The 15,895-nt window shown below is 50.1% G+C and carries 14 protein-coding genes; all 14 read left to right on the top strand.

Features of this window, described 5'->3' with window-relative positions:
• Positions 1-26: 26 nt before the first annotated feature.
• The 14 genes from KNQ12_RS11405 to KNQ12_RS11345 all read left to right on the top strand — a co-directional run bounded on the left by KNQ12_RS11405 (position 27) and on the right by KNQ12_RS11345 (position 15,895).
• Positions 27-875, top strand: coding sequence for an MBL fold metallo-hydrolase (locus KNQ12_RS11405; RefSeq protein ID WP_214748495.1), 849 nt, complete (start codon positions 27-29; stop codon positions 873-875).
• A gap of 77 nt (positions 876-952) precedes the next feature.
• Positions 953-1,081, top strand: a complete 129-nt coding sequence (locus KNQ12_RS17145) for a hypothetical protein (RefSeq protein ID WP_255359383.1) — start codon at positions 953-955, stop codon at positions 1,079-1,081.
• A gap of 107 nt (positions 1,082-1,188) precedes the next feature.
• The gene (locus KNQ12_RS11400; RefSeq protein WP_214748499.1) at positions 1,189-1,893 is read left to right on the top strand and encodes a hypothetical protein; all 705 of its coding nucleotides are present in this window, start codon (positions 1,189-1,191) and stop codon (positions 1,891-1,893) included.
• 110 nt (positions 1,894-2,003) lie between these two features.
• Positions 2,004-3,164, top strand: coding sequence for an ROK family transcriptional regulator (locus KNQ12_RS11395; RefSeq protein WP_214748502.1), 1,161 nt, complete (start codon positions 2,004-2,006; stop codon positions 3,162-3,164).
• A gap of 221 nt (positions 3,165-3,385) precedes the next feature.
• Positions 3,386-3,868 carry a hypothetical protein gene (locus KNQ12_RS11390; protein ID WP_035411111.1) on the top strand — a complete coding sequence of 161 codons (483 nt, stop codon included), beginning with the start codon at positions 3,386-3,388 and terminating at the stop codon, positions 3,866-3,868.
• 29 nt (positions 3,869-3,897) lie between these two features.
• Positions 3,898-5,208, top strand: a complete 1,311-nt coding sequence (locus tag KNQ12_RS11385) for an ABC transporter substrate-binding protein (RefSeq protein ID WP_035399053.1) — start codon at positions 3,898-3,900, stop codon at positions 5,206-5,208.
• A gap of 72 nt (positions 5,209-5,280) precedes the next feature.
• Positions 5,281-6,243, top strand: a complete 963-nt coding sequence (locus KNQ12_RS11380; protein WP_055970127.1) for a carbohydrate ABC transporter permease — start codon at positions 5,281-5,283, stop codon at positions 6,241-6,243.
• 13 nt (positions 6,244-6,256) lie between these two features.
• Complete coding sequence (locus KNQ12_RS11375) at positions 6,257-7,042, top strand: carbohydrate ABC transporter permease (protein ID WP_023466970.1); 786 nt, start codon at positions 6,257-6,259, stop codon at positions 7,040-7,042.
• 25 nt (positions 7,043-7,067) lie between these two features.
• Positions 7,068-9,062, top strand: coding sequence for a beta-galactosidase (locus KNQ12_RS11370; RefSeq protein ID WP_214748505.1), 1,995 nt, complete (start codon positions 7,068-7,070; stop codon positions 9,060-9,062).
• Between the two features lie 14 nt (positions 9,063-9,076).
• Entirely contained in the window at positions 9,077-11,200 is a 2,124-nt protein-coding gene (locus KNQ12_RS11365) for an alpha-galactosidase (RefSeq protein WP_214748508.1), read from the top strand.
• On the top strand, positions 11,197-12,369 hold the full coding sequence (locus KNQ12_RS11360; RefSeq protein WP_214748511.1) for a galactokinase: 1,173 nt from the start codon (positions 11,197-11,199) through the stop codon (positions 12,367-12,369). Before KNQ12_RS11365 ends, KNQ12_RS11360 begins: the two co-directional genes overlap by 4 nt.
• Positions 12,370-13,368: a UDP-glucose 4-epimerase GalE gene (gene galE, locus KNQ12_RS11355; RefSeq protein WP_214748514.1), complete on the top strand. Its 999-nt coding sequence runs from the start codon at positions 12,370-12,372 to the stop codon at positions 13,366-13,368.
• 29 nt (positions 13,369-13,397) lie between these two features.
• On the top strand, positions 13,398-14,894 hold the full coding sequence (locus KNQ12_RS11350; protein ID WP_214748517.1) for a UDP-glucose--hexose-1-phosphate uridylyltransferase: 1,497 nt from the start codon (positions 13,398-13,400) through the stop codon (positions 14,892-14,894).
• Positions 14,891-15,895 carry an aldose epimerase family protein gene (locus KNQ12_RS11345; RefSeq protein ID WP_214748518.1) on the top strand — a complete coding sequence of 335 codons (1,005 nt, stop codon included), beginning with the start codon at positions 14,891-14,893 and terminating at the stop codon, positions 15,893-15,895. Before KNQ12_RS11350 ends, KNQ12_RS11345 begins: the two co-directional genes overlap by 4 nt.

The raw sequence follows: 15,895 nt of genomic DNA, 5'->3' as shown, positions 1-15,895 counted from the left end.
AAGAGCAGATGATAAGGAGGTAGAGCATGCAACACTTCAAACAACTGACTTCACGGATTTGGTATCAGACACCGGTCAGCGAGACGGACCGCCCGATTCTCGCCGTCGTGCGTGGGGAAAAGCATCAATTGATGATCGATGCGGGAAACTCGTCAGCCCATGCAGCACTATTCTTAGAAGAAATGAAGACACACAATCTTGGATCACCTGACTTATTGGCATTGACCCACTGGCACTGGGATCATATTTTTGGCATGAAACATCTTGGTCTGCCGTCGATTGCGACTAAGCAAACGGTCACGCATATGGAGGAGATGCAACCCTACGCTTGGACGGATGAAGCGTTACAAGAACGAATGGATCAAGGCATCGAGATTCCGTTTTGTGCGGACGCGATCAAGCTCGAGTTCGGAGCGACACGTGATATCGAAGTCGTTTTACCGACAATCAGCTTTGAAGGACAATTGGAGCTTGATTTAGGCGGCGTGCATTGCCAACTGATCGAGGTCGATAATGATCATTCTCCCGGCAGCCTACTCGTCTACATTCCGGAAGAACGCGTCGTGTTCTTAGGCGACGCGATGTATGCCGATATCTTTTCACCGAAGTGGAATTATACGGTCGAACGGACGACGCGTTTACTAACGACACTCGATCGTTTAGATGCCGACTATTATATCTGGTCGCATGGAGAAGCGATGCCGAAGTCGGAATTTGAAGAAGAGATCAACATGTTGCATCGAGCCATTCGCGTAACAGAAGCGACCCGAGGACGACTGAAGGACATGCGGACCTTATATGCAGAAGAGACAGGACGACCGTTGACAGAAGATGAGACCGAAACATTGATTTATTTCGCAAATGGAACGAAATGACAGATCATAACAAGGGATTGGATACGAGACGTCGAAAAAGAGAAGTACTACGAGCTTGTTAAAGGGAGCGGTACTACATGACGAAGCAAAGATTCGAACGAGATGAAACCGTCGATCGCGTCTTTTTTGGGAAAACGGGCATCTTCTCATTTTTAATCATCGTCGGAGGCATTCTATATCTACTATATGATTTGTACCTACAATGACCGGGACGCATGCGTTCCGGTTTTTTGAATTCAGGGGAGTGCACGAAAACCAGATATTGGGTAATAACTTGCGTGAGGCTGTTCGAGAAGGTGAGAGGAGATGTCGGATGAAACGAATTCAAATTGCGGATTTTGATCGACGCATGCCATCGATTGAACTGGTCGAAAAGGATGATCACTATGAAGCGATGCTTGTTCCGAGTTATGACCATACGTATCCTTCGACACAAATCCGGACGATCCGCTTAGCGGATATCTCCGTCAATCTGATTGTGACTCCGCAAGAAACACTGCTTGTTTCTGCGCTTTTTCATAAACCGGTTCAAGTGACGGATATTGTTTCCTGGATGCAGCTATATACGATTAGTTTTGCCCAGTCGGATCAGACTGGTTATTTCGTCGAACAAGCGGATGAAATTTTAGAAGTCGTCTTGTATCAAAAACATCCGATCGTCATCGCGACACGTGGTCAGGATCGATTGTATTACGATACGACGGGGGCAATCGAGGTCCGACGGGCGATGAATGAATCGGTCGGCGAGCGTCCATTGCTTTATTTGAATGGGGAAGCCTGGTACGGTGTGCCACGTCTGACGTTTAATCGCATGAAGGATGAGTTACACGTCAACGGCACATTTTTATATGCAGACTATATGGACGCACACCACGGGAAAATCGGTTTCTTCCGTGAAAATGATCCTTCTCTACCAATCGTCTTGCTTGTCGGTCAAGCTATCGTCGAAATCGAACTGACCGAGAATCCGGACGGTTCACGTGTCTTGATCTTGGAACAACCATATGACGAAGCATGAAAGTGCACAAAAACCGTTCAGCAGATGAACGGTTTTTGTGTGAGACCGTGAAATCCCTTACAAAATATGCGAAGATAGTAAAGAGACAGACCAAAGGGGTTGAGGGGGACATGGCGAAAGAAACACCGCGTAATTCTAAATGGATGCGTTCTTATAATCGAGCACTCGTCTTGCGGCTGATCCGGATGCATCAACCGATTTCGCGGGTCGAGTTAGCACAACGGACGAACTTGACGAAGCCGACGGTATCGAACATCGTCAGTGAATTGATTGCAGAACAACTCGTGACGGAGCGAGAACTTGGGGTATCAAATGGGGGACGAAAACCAATCATGCTCGAACTCGTCGCAACAGAGCAATACGTCATCGGCATCGATGCAACAAGTCACCAATTCATCGGTGTCGTTGCGGATTTAAGTGGTAATACGATTCATGAGTCCGAAGCCGTGGGACGTTTTGAGACGAATGAAGAATTGATTGAAGCCATCGGTCGCTTATGCGAGACCTTGATTGCACAGACAGAAGGAAGAGGAACGATTCACGGAATCGGGATCTCCGTCCACGGGATGGTCAATCCGGAGACAGGTGTCATCTTGTTTGCTCCACGTTTCCACCTGCATGACGTCGAGTTGAAGGTACAACTTGAAGCACGCTTTGACTATCCTGTCTTCATCGAAAACGATGTTCGAGCACTCGCTTCGTTTGAGCTATTATTCGGTGAAGGCGTCGGGGTCGAACAATTCTTTTATCTCTATGCCGGGGAAGGCATCGGGGGTGCTTATGTGCTCGATGGACAGCTTGTCGACGGACAACATCATATTACGGGAGAGGTCGGACATATGCGTCTTGATCTCGATGGACCGATTTGTTCGTGTGGGAACAGAGGATGCCTAGAAGCATTAGCAGGCGAAAAAGCATTGTTACGGGATTATGCTGTCGTTGATCCACAAGTCTCGACGCTTGCTGATTTGCGCAAGCGATTGAACGAGGGAGACGAGCAGGCGGTTCGTGCGTATGAACGGGCGGGGGAATATATCGGAATCGGGGTCTTGAATACGATTCATCTTTTGAATCCACGCCGGATCTTACTTGGGGGACCGATGTTCGAGCTCGCACCTACGATCGTTGATCAAATCAAGGAACGGGTCGAGCACACGGCGTTGACCGCTGCTTCACGTGAAACCGATGTCAAGATGGTCCCGTGGGGTGAAAAACAGGGAGCGCTCAGTGCTGCGGCCCTTGCGACAAACAGTTTATTTCAAACGATTTAATGAGCCGATTCCATGTCTTGCGAACCAGCAGGAGATGGAATCGGTTTTGTTATTCAAAAATATTTCGATGAAACCGTTTACAAATGAAAAAGTGATGTGCTATAGTCGATGTAAAGTTAGATAATAAATTTAATTTACTAAGTTCATGGTCAACTAAGTGGAGGTGGATGCAGGTTAGCAGGGGCTAATCAAGCTGAAGCAGGAAAGGGAGGCATCGCGCAATGGAACCACACGATCCATGGGTTTCGTACCGTGAAGCTTTCGGGCGTTACGGAGCAATCCGCGGTTTTTATTTTCATCGGTCGACGCAACAGATGACAGAACAGGGTCCAGGCGATGTCCCGACAGACGAGCAGGATATCGTGCTCGTCCGACCACGACGTGACGGTGTGTTTCAATTCCGGATGTCATCGGTACAAGGGGTCCTGACGATCCGTTCATCCGAGCTACACATTCGAAAAAATGAGAGCGGATACATTGAATTACGCGCACTCATGCAACACATGCGCTCTGCCGGTTGTCTGACGCTGGGTGGAGAGTTATATCTCTTCGTCCGACCGGACGTCGATACGCTGGCATACCGTCTTCGATTGATCGCCCGTGTATTGATTCAGCTCCAGGGAATGCCGATTCAGACGAAGGTGATCGAAGAATGGTGCCGACAAGCACTAATCGAAGGGGAACACGCTAGACGATACGCTTGACTACTTACACATAAAAGGGGAGCTCTTACATGAAATTCAAAAAAACGAAACTCGTTGCTGCAGCATCTGTCCTGACATTATCCGCATTCCTTGCTGCTTGTGGTGGCGAAGACGAGCAACAAACGAAAACGAAAGACGGTAAGACGATCGTCACATGGTGGGGCTGGGCGCCACAACCTGAAGCGGGGAAAGCAGTTGTTGATGCGTTCAACGAATCGCAAGATAAATACGTCGTTCAATTCAAACGCTACAGTGAAGACTATGAAAAACAATTACAAGTCGCGATGTTGTCAGGTAAGGGTCCAGACATCATCGGTCTAAAAGAACCGATGATCCAACAGTACAAGGATCGTGTCGTACCGGTTGATTCGTACATGGATAAAGCAGCCGGCAAAGGCTGGAAAGATAAGTTCGTCGAGCTTGGAATCGAACAGACGACACTCGACGGTAAACAATACGCGGTCCCAATCGGGTTCACAGGTCAAGCGTACTTGATGTACAACAAGACGATGCTCGACAAATACGGCGTGACACCACCGAAGAACTACAAAGAAACAGTCAGCGCAGTCAAGAAGATCAAAGACTCAGGTGATAAAGTCATCCCACTCATGCTCGGAGCAAAAGATGCGTGGATCGATATCGACGTCTACAACGTCCTCAGTCACCAAGTGGCGCCAGGTTACATCCAAAAAGTTCTTTCGGGTGAAGCGAAGTGGACAGACGACGAGATGGTCAAAACAGCACAAATCTGGCAAGACCTCTTCAAGGATAAAGTCTTCCAAGAAGGTGCACTTGGTCTAGCGACATACAATGACGGGATGAACCAGTTCTTCGATAAAAAAGCAGCGATGTGGGTCATCGGTTCATGGGAAGCACACTCGATGACGACGAAAGAGAAAAAAGAAAAATGGAAAATCGATGATGAGCTCGGATTCGTTCCACTCCCGAACTTAGCAGGCGGAACAGAGCAACCTGTCATCGCATCGATCGATATGGCACTTGGTGTCAACAAAGAGTCAAAACAACAAGAGGGTGCAGCGGAGTTCATCGCTTTCATGAGCCAAGGGAAAGGACAAGAAGTCTACATGGGTGAGTTCGAGATGGCACCTGGCATCAAGGACGTCAAAGTCGATTCGGATGCTGCCTTCACAACGGAAGGTGAAAAAGAGTCGTACAAGATGTTGAACGACACATTAGCAAAAGCGGTTGCTAGCCGTGGTATCCGGGATACGAAATTAAACGATATCCTCGGTAAGGAACTTCAAAACATCGCGACAGGACAAGATCCGAAAGAAGCATTACAACGCGTTCAAGACGCAGCGGATCAATCAGCGAAATAAGACTCGACAGTGAAGTGGTACGCCTGCGTGCCACTTCCTGATTTTTGGACTTGAGGAAAGTGGGGAATCCATATGCAGACAGAGCGACAGGAATTGCCGATTAAACCAAAAGCAGAACCGCTCCAGCCGGTAGCGACACGTACGCCTGCGCCAAAGAAGAAAAAGAACATGAAGCGGAACATGGTCGGATGGGCTTTCGTTGCCCCGATCGTCTTGTTCGTTGTCAGCTTCATCTATTATGGGATCTTCTATAACGCCTATAACTCGTTCTTCTCGTGGGACGGAATCTCGTTTGACAAAGCGTTCGTCGGACTCGACAACTATGCTGAGATGTTCCAAGATCCAGACTTCTATCTCTCGCTGAAGAATACGTTCATCTTCACGATTTTAACAGTCACGATCCAAGCCGGTATCGGTCTTGTCTTGGCGTACTTCCTGCATACACCGGGACCATTGCGGACGGCGATGAAGTCGGTCTTCTTCTTCCCGGTCGTCTTGAGCCCTGTCGTACTCGGTGCGGCATTCTCACAAATCTATGATTTCCAGTTTGGTTACATCAATGAGTTCCTCCGTGCGATTGGTCTCGGTAGCTTCGAACAGAACTGGCTCGGTGATCCGGACATCGCGCTTTATTCCGTCATTGCAATCAACATCTTCCAGTGGACGGGTTCTTCAATGGTCATGTACTACATGGCGATGTTGACGATTGAGAAGGAAATCTTCGAAGCAGCAAAAATCGATGGAGCTGGATTCTTCCGGACACTGTGGAGCATCGTCTTCCCGAACTTGAAAGGAACGACGTTCACACTTTCGATCCTCGGTGTCATCGGTGGTCTGAAGACGTTTGACTTAGTCTGGATCACGACAGCCGGCGGACCGGGATCGTCGACGGAGTTCATTTCGACTTATCTATTCCGGAAATCGATGTTGCAACAGGAAGTCGGTTACTCGAGTGCTGTTGCCATCATCCTATTGACGATTGCCCTGCTCATCACGTACTTCCAATTGCGCGTACAAAAGAAAATGGATAACTAAGGAGGAACGACCCATGGATGTAGAATCTAAAAAAAGCCGCTGGATGATCAACCTTGTATTGGTGCTGGCATCAATCGTCTGGTTATTCCCGATTTTCGTCATGTTCAAAGAGAGTCTCCGAATCAATGGATTCGACAACTATATCGCGACACTACAAAACCCGAACTTCCCAACGTTCGTCTTCAACAGTTTCTTCGTTGCCTTCTTCATGATCATCATCTCGATCACGATTCTGGCATTCGCGGCGTTTGCCTTCTCGAAACTTGAGTTTGCTGGAAAACGCCTGTTGTTCAACATGGTCTTAGCGGGTCTGATGTTACCCGTCGCTTCGATGATCGTTCCATTGTTCTTCACGCTCCGTTCGTTTGACGGACTGAACAACCACTGGGGACTGATCGGAGCGGAAGTTGCGTTCTTCTTACCATTCGGTCTGATGCTCATCAAAGGATACTTTGATGAACTACCAAACGAACTGATGGAAGCGGCGTATATCGATGGGGCGACGATTCTTGAAGTGTTCTTCAAAGTCATGCTACCACTCGCAAAACCAGCGCTCGCAACAGCTTTAATCTATGCGTTCCTTAACTCATGGAACGAATACTTGATGGTTCTTACGTTCATGACGGATCCTGCCTATCAGACAGTGACGATGGCACCAAGTTTCTTCAAGGATGCGCTCGGTGGGGATCCAGGAAAAATCTACGCATCACTTGTTTTGATCAGTTTACCGACGATGATCTTCTATATCTTCTTCCAACGTTTCTTCCAAAAAGGAATGACGGCGGGTGCAGTAAAATAATTGTTTTTGCGTAAGGGGGAGCACAATGTATTTAGGAGTCGATTATTATCCAGAACAAACACCACGAGCACTATGGGAGGAAGACTTCCGACTGATGAAGGAACTTGGCGTCAACGTCGTTCGTCTCGCGGAATTCGCTTGGTCGATGATGGAGCCGGAAGAAGGCGTCTATGACTTCAGCTTTTGGGATGACGTCATCGAACGCTTGAGTGCGGAAGGATTCGATATCGTACTCGGAACACCAACTGCGACACCACCGGCTTGGTTATGTACGAAGTATCCAGAAATCTTACCGATCGATGAGAACGGTGTGACGATCAGCTTTGGTGCTCGTCGCCATTATACGGTCCACAGCGAAACGTACCAGCGTCTATCCGTCAAGATCACGGAAGAGATGGCGAAACGATACGGTCAACATCCTCGTGTCATCGGGTGGCAAACGGATAATGAATACGGGCATGAGAAATCGGATCGTTCTTACGGCGATGTCGACCGCGCTGCTTTTCAGCGTTGGTTAGAAAACCGTTACGGAACGCTCGATGCCTTGAACGAAGCGTGGGGAACCGTCTTCTGGAGTCAGACGTACACGGCGTGGGAGCAAATCCCGGTACCGCGTAAAGTCTATCAGGAACACAACCCATCACTGCTCGTCGACTTCGATCGCTTCTGTGCCGACGGCTATACGTACTACAACAAATTACAAGTTGATGTCTTACGTCGCTACATTCCCGAAGACGTCTTCATCACGCACAACCTGGTCTACAGTGACATGGCGGTCAATCAGCAACAAATGGCGCAAGACCTTGATTACGTGGCGTTCGATAACTACCCAGTCTGGGGTGGACTACCTGAGCCGAACCGGTTCGAGAAGATGGCGAGTGATCACGATCTTTGCCGCTCTTCGAAGCAAGGAAAAGGGTTCTGGGTCATGGAGCAATTGAGTGGCGCACAGGGCTGGAGCAAAATCGGTTACTTGCCACGACCAGGACACATTCGCCTCTGGACGTACCAAGCGGTCGCGCGGGGAGCAGAAGCGATCGTCTACTTCCGCTTCCGGGCTGCTCATTTCGGAACAGAGGAGTTCTGTCACGGCATCATCGATCATGATGGCAAACCGAAACGGAAATTCGAAGAAGTCAAGCAGATCATGACGGAACTGAATACGTATGGCGATGAGATCAACGCTAGCCGTTACGACGCGAAAGTCGGTGTCTATTTCGATCAAGAAAACGTCTGGGCGTGGACACACCAGCCACACAGTGATGCGTTTGATTTCCGGACGGAGTTCGTCCGCTTCTATGGTGGAGCGGTTCGTCAACAAGTCGCAACCGACATCGTCTTCCCAGGTGATGATCTATCTCGTTATAAACTGATCATCGTTCCGCTCTATTTCTTGACGAATCCAACGTTCGATGACGCCTTGATTGCGTACATGGAACAAGGCGGTCACGTCATCTTCACGTACCGGACAGGCGTGAAGGATGCACGGAATCATGTCGTACCGACGACGTTACCAGGTAAGTTCGCACCGTATGCGGGCATCGAGATCGACGAATACGAGTCACTCCAATCCGTTCAGCAACATCAGGTGGCAGGCATCGGCGAGATGGCAGGACAATCTTCAACAGCCCGCCTCTGGTGTGATCTCATCACACCTACGACAGCAGAGACGCTTGCTGTTTATAAAGATACGTTCTACGAGGGTGTAGCGGCTGTGACGCGCAATGCCTATAAAGGAATGATTACCTACATCGGCTCATCGATTGATGACGCGATGATTGATACGATTTACCGTCAAGCGTTCACTGAGGCCGGCATCGAGATGATCGAGGCGCCGGATCAAGTCGAAATCGTGCGTCGTTACGGCGAAACACGCGATTTTCTTTTCTTGATGAACCATGACACGAAAGAAACGCGGGACGTTATGTTAGACGGCACATACAAAGCATTGACAAAAGATGAGACATATCGTGGAACGGTCCAGCTCGCACCACTTGAGACACTGATTCTGACGACGTAAGGAGGAAGAGAACCATGGCAATCTTTGAAGTAGCAGGACGTCGTTTCGTCATCGAAGGGAAACGGGTCGCTCACGTCGTCACGATCGGTGTGAACGGTAAGCTGATTCACACCTATTTCGGTGCCAAGTTACCATACCGGGATGATTATGAAGCGTTACCGAGTCCGGTCGTCGCGCACAGTTCGTTTGAATCGCCAGACGGCGTCGCGACGTACGATTTCGTACCATTCGGTGAGATGTTGTACACGGAACCGACTTTGAAGTCGGAACGAGAGGACGGGCAACGGATTCACCAGTTCCAGTTTGAACGCTCCGAGCAGACAGAAACGAAATTGACGCTCTGGCTGTTTGATCCCTTGCAGGAGATGCGAGTCGGAGTTCAGTACGAAGTGTTCGCCGATTACGACATCATCGGTCGTTCGATCGTCGTCGAAAACACAGGCCGATTACCTGTTCGTTTGACAGCAGCCCAGTCCTTCGCGATGGGCCGCTGGCATCAACCGCATTTAAAACTGCATCACTTCGCTGGGATGTGGACAGGTGAGTTCAAGAAACAGATCACACCGGTGACACCAGGGCGCCAGACGATTGAAAGTCGGCGTGGGGTGACGAGTCACCAAGCGAATCCCTGGTTCGCACTCGAGCAGGATGCGACAGAAGACAGCGGTGAAATCGTCTACGGACATTTTGCTTATTCCGGCAACTGGGCGATTCACGTCGAACAAGATGCGTTCGGTTTTGTCCAACTATCAGGTGGCATGAATCCGTTTGACTTCAGTTGGAAACTATCACATCAACAACAGTTGATGACACCAACGTTCTACATCGGCTATGCGGACGGTTTCGCGGAAATGAGCGCCCATGCGCATGCGTTCCAGCGTGACGTCATCATGCCGCGTGCGACGGAGCGTCCAGTTCTCTATAACTCATGGGAAGCGACGTATTTCGATGTGACGGAATCTGGTCAACGTGAACTCGTTGATCTGGCAGCAGGAATCGGTTGTGAGCTGTTCGTCGTCGATGACGGTTGGTTCGGTGAACGCCATTCCGATCAAGCGGGACTCGGGGACTGGCACGTTAATCGGGAAAAATTTCCGAACGGTCTAGAGCCTTTGATCTCGTATGTGAAACAACAAGGGTTACAATTCGGTCTTTGGGTCGAACCGGAGATGGTCAATCCGGATTCTGATCTATACCGATCGCATCCAGACTGGATTTACCATGCGCGCGATGCAGTCCGGACGACATCTCGGAATCAATACGTCTTAAACCTTGGATTACCAGAAGTCGAGCAATTCATTCTCGAGATGATGGATGATTTGCTGACGCGTCATGCGATCGACTACATCAAATGGGATATGAACCGTGCCTTCTCGGAACCAGGCGTTCCAAAAGACCAGACGGATCGACAGCAAGAACTATGGAAACGTCACGTCGATGCATTGTACCGGATCTTTGACGAATTACGTCGCTTGCATCCGACGGTCGACTTCGAAGCCTGTGCCGGTGGTGGCGGACGGATCGACCTTGGAATCCTCTCACGGACAGAACAAGTCTGGACGAGTGATAACACCGATCCACTCGATCGCTTACAAATTCAGCATGACTTCTCGTATGCCTACAATGCGAAGATGATGAGTTGCTGGGTGACGGACGGACCGAACTGGTTAAATGGACGCAACGTACCGCTTGCAACACGCTTCGTCTCCTCGATGCAAGGCACACTCGGCATTGGTGGTAACTTGAGCGAATGGTCAACGGATGAACTTGCGGAAGCAAAAGGTTGGATCGAGACATATCAAGCGATTCGTCCGACGATTCAACGCGGTATCCAGTATCGCTTATCTGCTTTTACACAACAGACGCCAAGCGTCATGCAGTATACATCAGAAGAAGAAACGGTCCTACTTGCGATCGCACCACTTCGACAATACGGAACACATCAGTATCACTTCAAGCTAAAAGGACTCGACCCAGCAATGCGTTATCAAGTCGAGGACCGGACGTTAAGCGGCGCTTATTTGATGCAACAAGGCTTAACATTCTCTTACACGACGGACTATGAAGCCCGCTGCTTGCGGATTCAGCCAGTCCACCGTGCGCTCTCACTACTCGAATCAAAGGAGACGATCGTATGACAGACCAGACGTTAGAAGAACAATTTGAACAGCGGTTTGGCTCACCGTCGACGCATCGCTTCTTTGCACCAGGACGGATCAACTTAATCGGCGAACATACGGATTACAATGGCGGTCACGTCTTTCCATGTGCGTTGACGTTCGGCACGCATGCGATCGCACGAAAACGAGACGATCAACGTTTCCGCTTTTACTCACTGAATTTTGAGCAAGACGGCATCATCGAAGTCGCGCTCGACGAACTTGCGTATGATGCGAAGCACGGTTGGGCGAACTATGCGAAGGGTATGATTACAGTCTTACAGGAAGCAGGGTATCGAATCGACTCAGGATGTGACATCCTGATTCAAGGTGACATCCCGAATGGAGCTGGTCTTTCATCATCGGCTTCGCTTGAACTCGTCATCGGTGTCTTGCTCGACCGATTATACGGATTAGAGATTCCACGTCTTGATCTCGTCCGGTTCGGTCAACAAGTCGAAAACCGTTATATTGGCGTCAACAGTGGTATTATGGATCAGTTTGCGATCGGCATGGGAAAAGCGGGAGCGGGATTGTTGCTCGATTGTGAGACGCTCGATTATACGTATGCCCCACTCGATTTGACGGGGTATACGATCATCATCATGAATACGAACAAACGCCGTGAACTGGCGGATTCGAAATACAATGAACGCCGGGCGGAATGTGAGGCAGCACTCGCTTATCTCAATCAATTCACGCCACGGGAAGCACTCGGACAATGGACGACTTCAGAATTTGCAAAAGTCGCATGGGAAGACGAACGTTTGATGCGTCGCGCACGCCATGCGATTTCAGAGAATGAACGAACGCTTCAGGCACTAGCAGCACTTGAAGCGGGAGAACTGACGACGTTCGGTCAGTTGATGAACGCGTCACACGTCTCGTTACGGGAAGATTATGAAGTGACAGGGATTGAACTCGATACACTCGTCGAAGCGGCTTGGGAACAACCGGGCGTGCTCGGCGCACGGATGACAGGTGCTGGTTTTGGTGGCTGTGCGATTGCGATCGTTGAAGACGAAGCAGTCGACGCCTTCAAACAAGCTGTCGGCGAACATTATGAAGCACGGATCGGATACCCGGCGACGTTCTATACGGCGACGGTCGGTGACGGAGCACGTGAAATCGAACGGGAGGTCATCTAAATGGCAACGTTAGTCGTAGGTGGAGCTGGTTATATCGGCTCCCATGCCGTCTATCAATTGATTGATGCCGGAAAGGATGTCGTCGTCATCGACCATCTGCAGTCCGGTCACCGTGAAGCGGTTCATCCGCAAGCACATTTATATGAAGGAGATATTCGCGATCGTGCTTTTCTCGATCGCGTCTTTACGGAAGAGACGATTGAACAAGTCGTTCAATTCGCTGCTTTTTCACTCGTCGGCGAGTCGATGACGGAACCATTACGCTACTTTGATAACAACGTTTACGGGACACAAGTGTTGCTCGAAGCGATGATCGCGCACGGCATCAAACAGATCGTGTTCTCTTCGACGGCAGCGACATACGGTGAACAGGAACAGATGCCGATTCTCGAGACAGCGGAAACGCGTCCGACGAATGCATATGGCGAGACGAAGTTGATGATGGAGAAGATGATGCGATGGTCTGAACAAGCGTATGGCTTACGTTACGTCGCGTTACGCTACTTCAATGTCGCCGGTGCACGGGTAACAGGTGAAATCGGAGAAGATCATACACCAGAAACACATTTGATTCCGCTCGTCCTTGAAGTCGCCAACCGACAACGGGCAGAAATTTCGATCTATGGCGATGATTATCCAACGCCGGATGGCACGTGCATTCGCGATTACATCCATGTTGAAGACTTGATCGATGCCCATGTACGCGCACTCGATTATTTAGCGGACGGCAACGACAGCGCAGTCTTTAACCTCGGTTCAAGCCAAGGGTTTTCCGTGCGAGAAATCATCGAAGCAGCCCGTCGCGTGACAGGACATCCGATTCCGGAACGCATCATTGAACGTCGTGCAGGGGATCCGAGTATCTTGATCGCCGGATCCGCCAAAGCAAAAGAAGTTCTCGGCTGGACACCACAACGCACCGACATCGAAACGATCATCCGTGATGCTTGGAACTGGCATGCACATCATCCAGAAGGGTACCGGACGAGCGTTCGTTAAAGAGAGATAGAATGAGGAGAGTGACGGCGATGAATGAACTCATCCAACAGTTAGTAGCGCAAGCAATCCAGGAACGCTTGATTGAACCGGAAGATGCGATCTACGCTCGGAACCGGATTCTAGCGCGGGTCGGTCAAGTTGATTTTGAAGAACAGGCAGACGTACCATCTCGCCCGATTCCCGATATCTTGGATGACATGATTGAAGTGTTGATCGTAAGTGGGCAGTTGCCGGCGCGTCTTGAAGACAAAGAGCAGTTCGCAGCAGATGTGATGGATATCTTCGTCGCTCGTCCGTCTGACGTGACAGCGGCATTCCGTCGTCTGTACGCTGAATCACCGATAGCGGCGACGGATTATTTTTATCAGCTCAGTCAAGCAAGTAACTATATTCAAACGAAACGGATTGCTAAGAATAAACGTTATCAAGCGGATACGGCTTATGGGACGATCGATGTCACGATCAACCTATCGAAGCCGGAAAAAGATCCACGTGAAATCGCAGCAGCTCGGACGGAGGTACCGACGACGTCGAACTATCCGACCTGTCTGTTGTGCGTCGAAAACGTCGGTTACGCGGGCCGTGCGAATCATCCAGCCCGAGCAAATCACCGAATCGTTCCACTGACACTGCTGGAAGAACCGTGGGCATTACAATACTCACCGTACGTCTATTACAACGAACATAGCATCATTCTGTCACAGGAACATCGTGACATGGTCATCAATCGGGATGCGTTTGCACGTCTGCTCGCCTTCGTCGAGCAGTTCCCGCATTACTTTGCTGGTTCGAATGCGGACCTGCCGATCGTCGGCGGATCGATTCTGACGCATGATCATTATCAGGGCGGTCGCTATACGTTTGCGATGGACCGGGCAAACGCTTTAACATCCTTTACGTTCCCGGATCAGCCGACAGTCACTGGCGAAACCTTACACTGGCCACTGAGTGTGTTGCGTCTGAAGAGTGAGGATGCGTCGGCACTACTCGATGCTGCGACGACCGTCTATGAGACGTGGTTGACGTATACGGATGAGAGCCAAGAGATCCGTTCACATACCGGTGAGACGCGACACAATACGGTGACGCCGATCGCCCGTCAACGTGATGGACAATTCGAGCTCGATCTCGTCTTACGGAACAACCGGACGTCAGCAGAACATCCGGACGGTATTTTCCATACGCATGCCGATATTCACCACATCAAGCGGGAAAATATCGGTTTGATCGAAGTGATGGGACTAGCGGTCTTACCGGCACGCCTGCTCCAAGAGTTGCAACAGGTCGAACAGTTCATCACAGGTGAAGTCGACGAAGTGGCTGTCGCGCATGCTGACTGGGCGCAGGAACTAAAACAAGCGTACGTCGGACAAGATGTCACGATATACGTCGAGCAAGCGGTCGCTGCGAAATTCGTACGTGGTCTCGAGGACTGTGGCGTCTTTAAACAGACGGAAGAAGGTCAGGCGGCGTTCGGGCGATTCGTTCAACTCGTGACGCGCCAACCGGTGGAGGAACAACGATGACGCAACTACTTGAGAAAGAGTTGATCCGACATACGTTACGCCAGGAAGGCATCGAAGTGACACTCTGGAACTACGGCGGCATCATCCAAGATATCCGGACGACCGATCGGGATGGTCATTTGGAAAGTGTCGTCCTCGGTCTCGAGACAGTGAAAGATTATCAACAGCACTCGCCTTACTTCGGGGCAATCGTCGGACGCGTCGCTGGTCGAATCGGACAGGCGCGCTTCGAAGTAGCGGGACAGGTCTATCCGCTCGTCGCAAACGACGGCGCGAATCATTTGCATGGGGGGATTCACGGATTCGATCAAGCATGGTTCGATGTCATTGAAGCGACGGATACGTTGTTCCATTTGCGCTTGAACAGTCCGGATGGAGAAGAAGGTTATCCGGGAACGGTCACACTCGACGTGCATTATCGATTAGAGGGAACAACACTGACGCTTGAGATGACGGCCGTGACGGATCAGACGACACCACTCAATCTGACGAATCATACGTACTTCAACTTATCGGGAAATGCGAAGCGGGATGTGTTAGATCATGTCTTGACGTTACCAAGCGACTGCTACTTACCGGTCCAGCCAGACGGCTTACCGACAGGGGAACAACGGGACGTCTCCGGAACCCCGTTCGATTTCCGGAACGGTCAGTCGATTCGTGACGGGATTACGCTTGAGCATCCCGAGACGATTGCTGTTGGAAACGGCTATGATCATCCCTTTGTATTGCGGGATGACACACTTCGACTTGAAGATCCGGTGTCCGGTCGTTTCGTCGACGTGACAACGAATCAGCCGGCGGTCGTGCTCTATACGGGAACGCAACTACTGACCGATTATACGGTTCACGGTGTTCCGGCTCGACCATCACTTGGTTTATGCCTTGAAGCACAAGTGCATCCGAATGCAGTCCATGAATCTGATTTTCCATCAATCTTGTTGTCACCCGGTGAGACCTATCACTGGAAAACAGCTTATCGCTTTGGTGTAGTGTCTTAA

Source organism: Exiguobacterium sp. s11 (genome assembly GCF_018619015.1).
Lineage (GTDB): Bacteria > Bacillota > Bacilli > Exiguobacteriales > Exiguobacteriaceae > Exiguobacterium_A > Exiguobacterium_A indicum.
The sequence above is the reverse complement of the archived record's forward strand: the minus strand, read 5'-3'. Positions and strand labels throughout refer to the sequence as shown.

What these genes read in the sequence shown, in the direction of transcription:
- KNQ12_RS11390 (WP_035411111.1), top strand. Translation starts at nt 3,386, where the DNA reads ATGGAACCACACGATCCATGGGTTTCGTACCGTGAAGCTTTCGGGCGT.
- KNQ12_RS11405 (WP_214748495.1), top strand. Translation starts at nt 27, where the DNA reads ATGCAACACTTCAAACAACTGACTTCACGGATTTGGTATCAGACACCG.
- KNQ12_RS11395 (WP_214748502.1), top strand. Translation starts at nt 2,004, where the DNA reads ATGGCGAAAGAAACACCGCGTAATTCTAAATGGATGCGTTCTTATAAT.
- KNQ12_RS11360 (WP_214748511.1), top strand. Translation starts at nt 11,197, where the DNA reads ATGACAGACCAGACGTTAGAAGAACAATTTGAACAGCGGTTTGGCTCA.
- KNQ12_RS11345 (WP_214748518.1), top strand. Translation starts at nt 14,891, where the DNA reads ATGACGCAACTACTTGAGAAAGAGTTGATCCGACATACGTTACGCCAG.
- KNQ12_RS11380 (WP_055970127.1), top strand. Translation starts at nt 5,281, where the DNA reads ATGCAGACAGAGCGACAGGAATTGCCGATTAAACCAAAAGCAGAACCG.
- KNQ12_RS11385 (WP_035399053.1), top strand. Translation starts at nt 3,898, where the DNA reads ATGAAATTCAAAAAAACGAAACTCGTTGCTGCAGCATCTGTCCTGACA.
- KNQ12_RS17145 (WP_255359383.1), top strand. Translation starts at nt 953, where the DNA reads ATGACGAAGCAAAGATTCGAACGAGATGAAACCGTCGATCGCGTCTTT.
- KNQ12_RS11370 (WP_214748505.1), top strand. Translation starts at nt 7,068, where the DNA reads ATGTATTTAGGAGTCGATTATTATCCAGAACAAACACCACGAGCACTA.
- KNQ12_RS11350 (WP_214748517.1), top strand. Translation starts at nt 13,398, where the DNA reads ATGAATGAACTCATCCAACAGTTAGTAGCGCAAGCAATCCAGGAACGC.
- KNQ12_RS11365 (WP_214748508.1), top strand. Translation starts at nt 9,077, where the DNA reads ATGGCAATCTTTGAAGTAGCAGGACGTCGTTTCGTCATCGAAGGGAAA.
- KNQ12_RS11400 (WP_214748499.1), top strand. Translation starts at nt 1,189, where the DNA reads ATGAAACGAATTCAAATTGCGGATTTTGATCGACGCATGCCATCGATT.
- KNQ12_RS11375 (WP_023466970.1), top strand. Translation starts at nt 6,257, where the DNA reads ATGGATGTAGAATCTAAAAAAAGCCGCTGGATGATCAACCTTGTATTG.
- galE (WP_214748514.1), top strand. Translation starts at nt 12,370, where the DNA reads ATGGCAACGTTAGTCGTAGGTGGAGCTGGTTATATCGGCTCCCATGCC.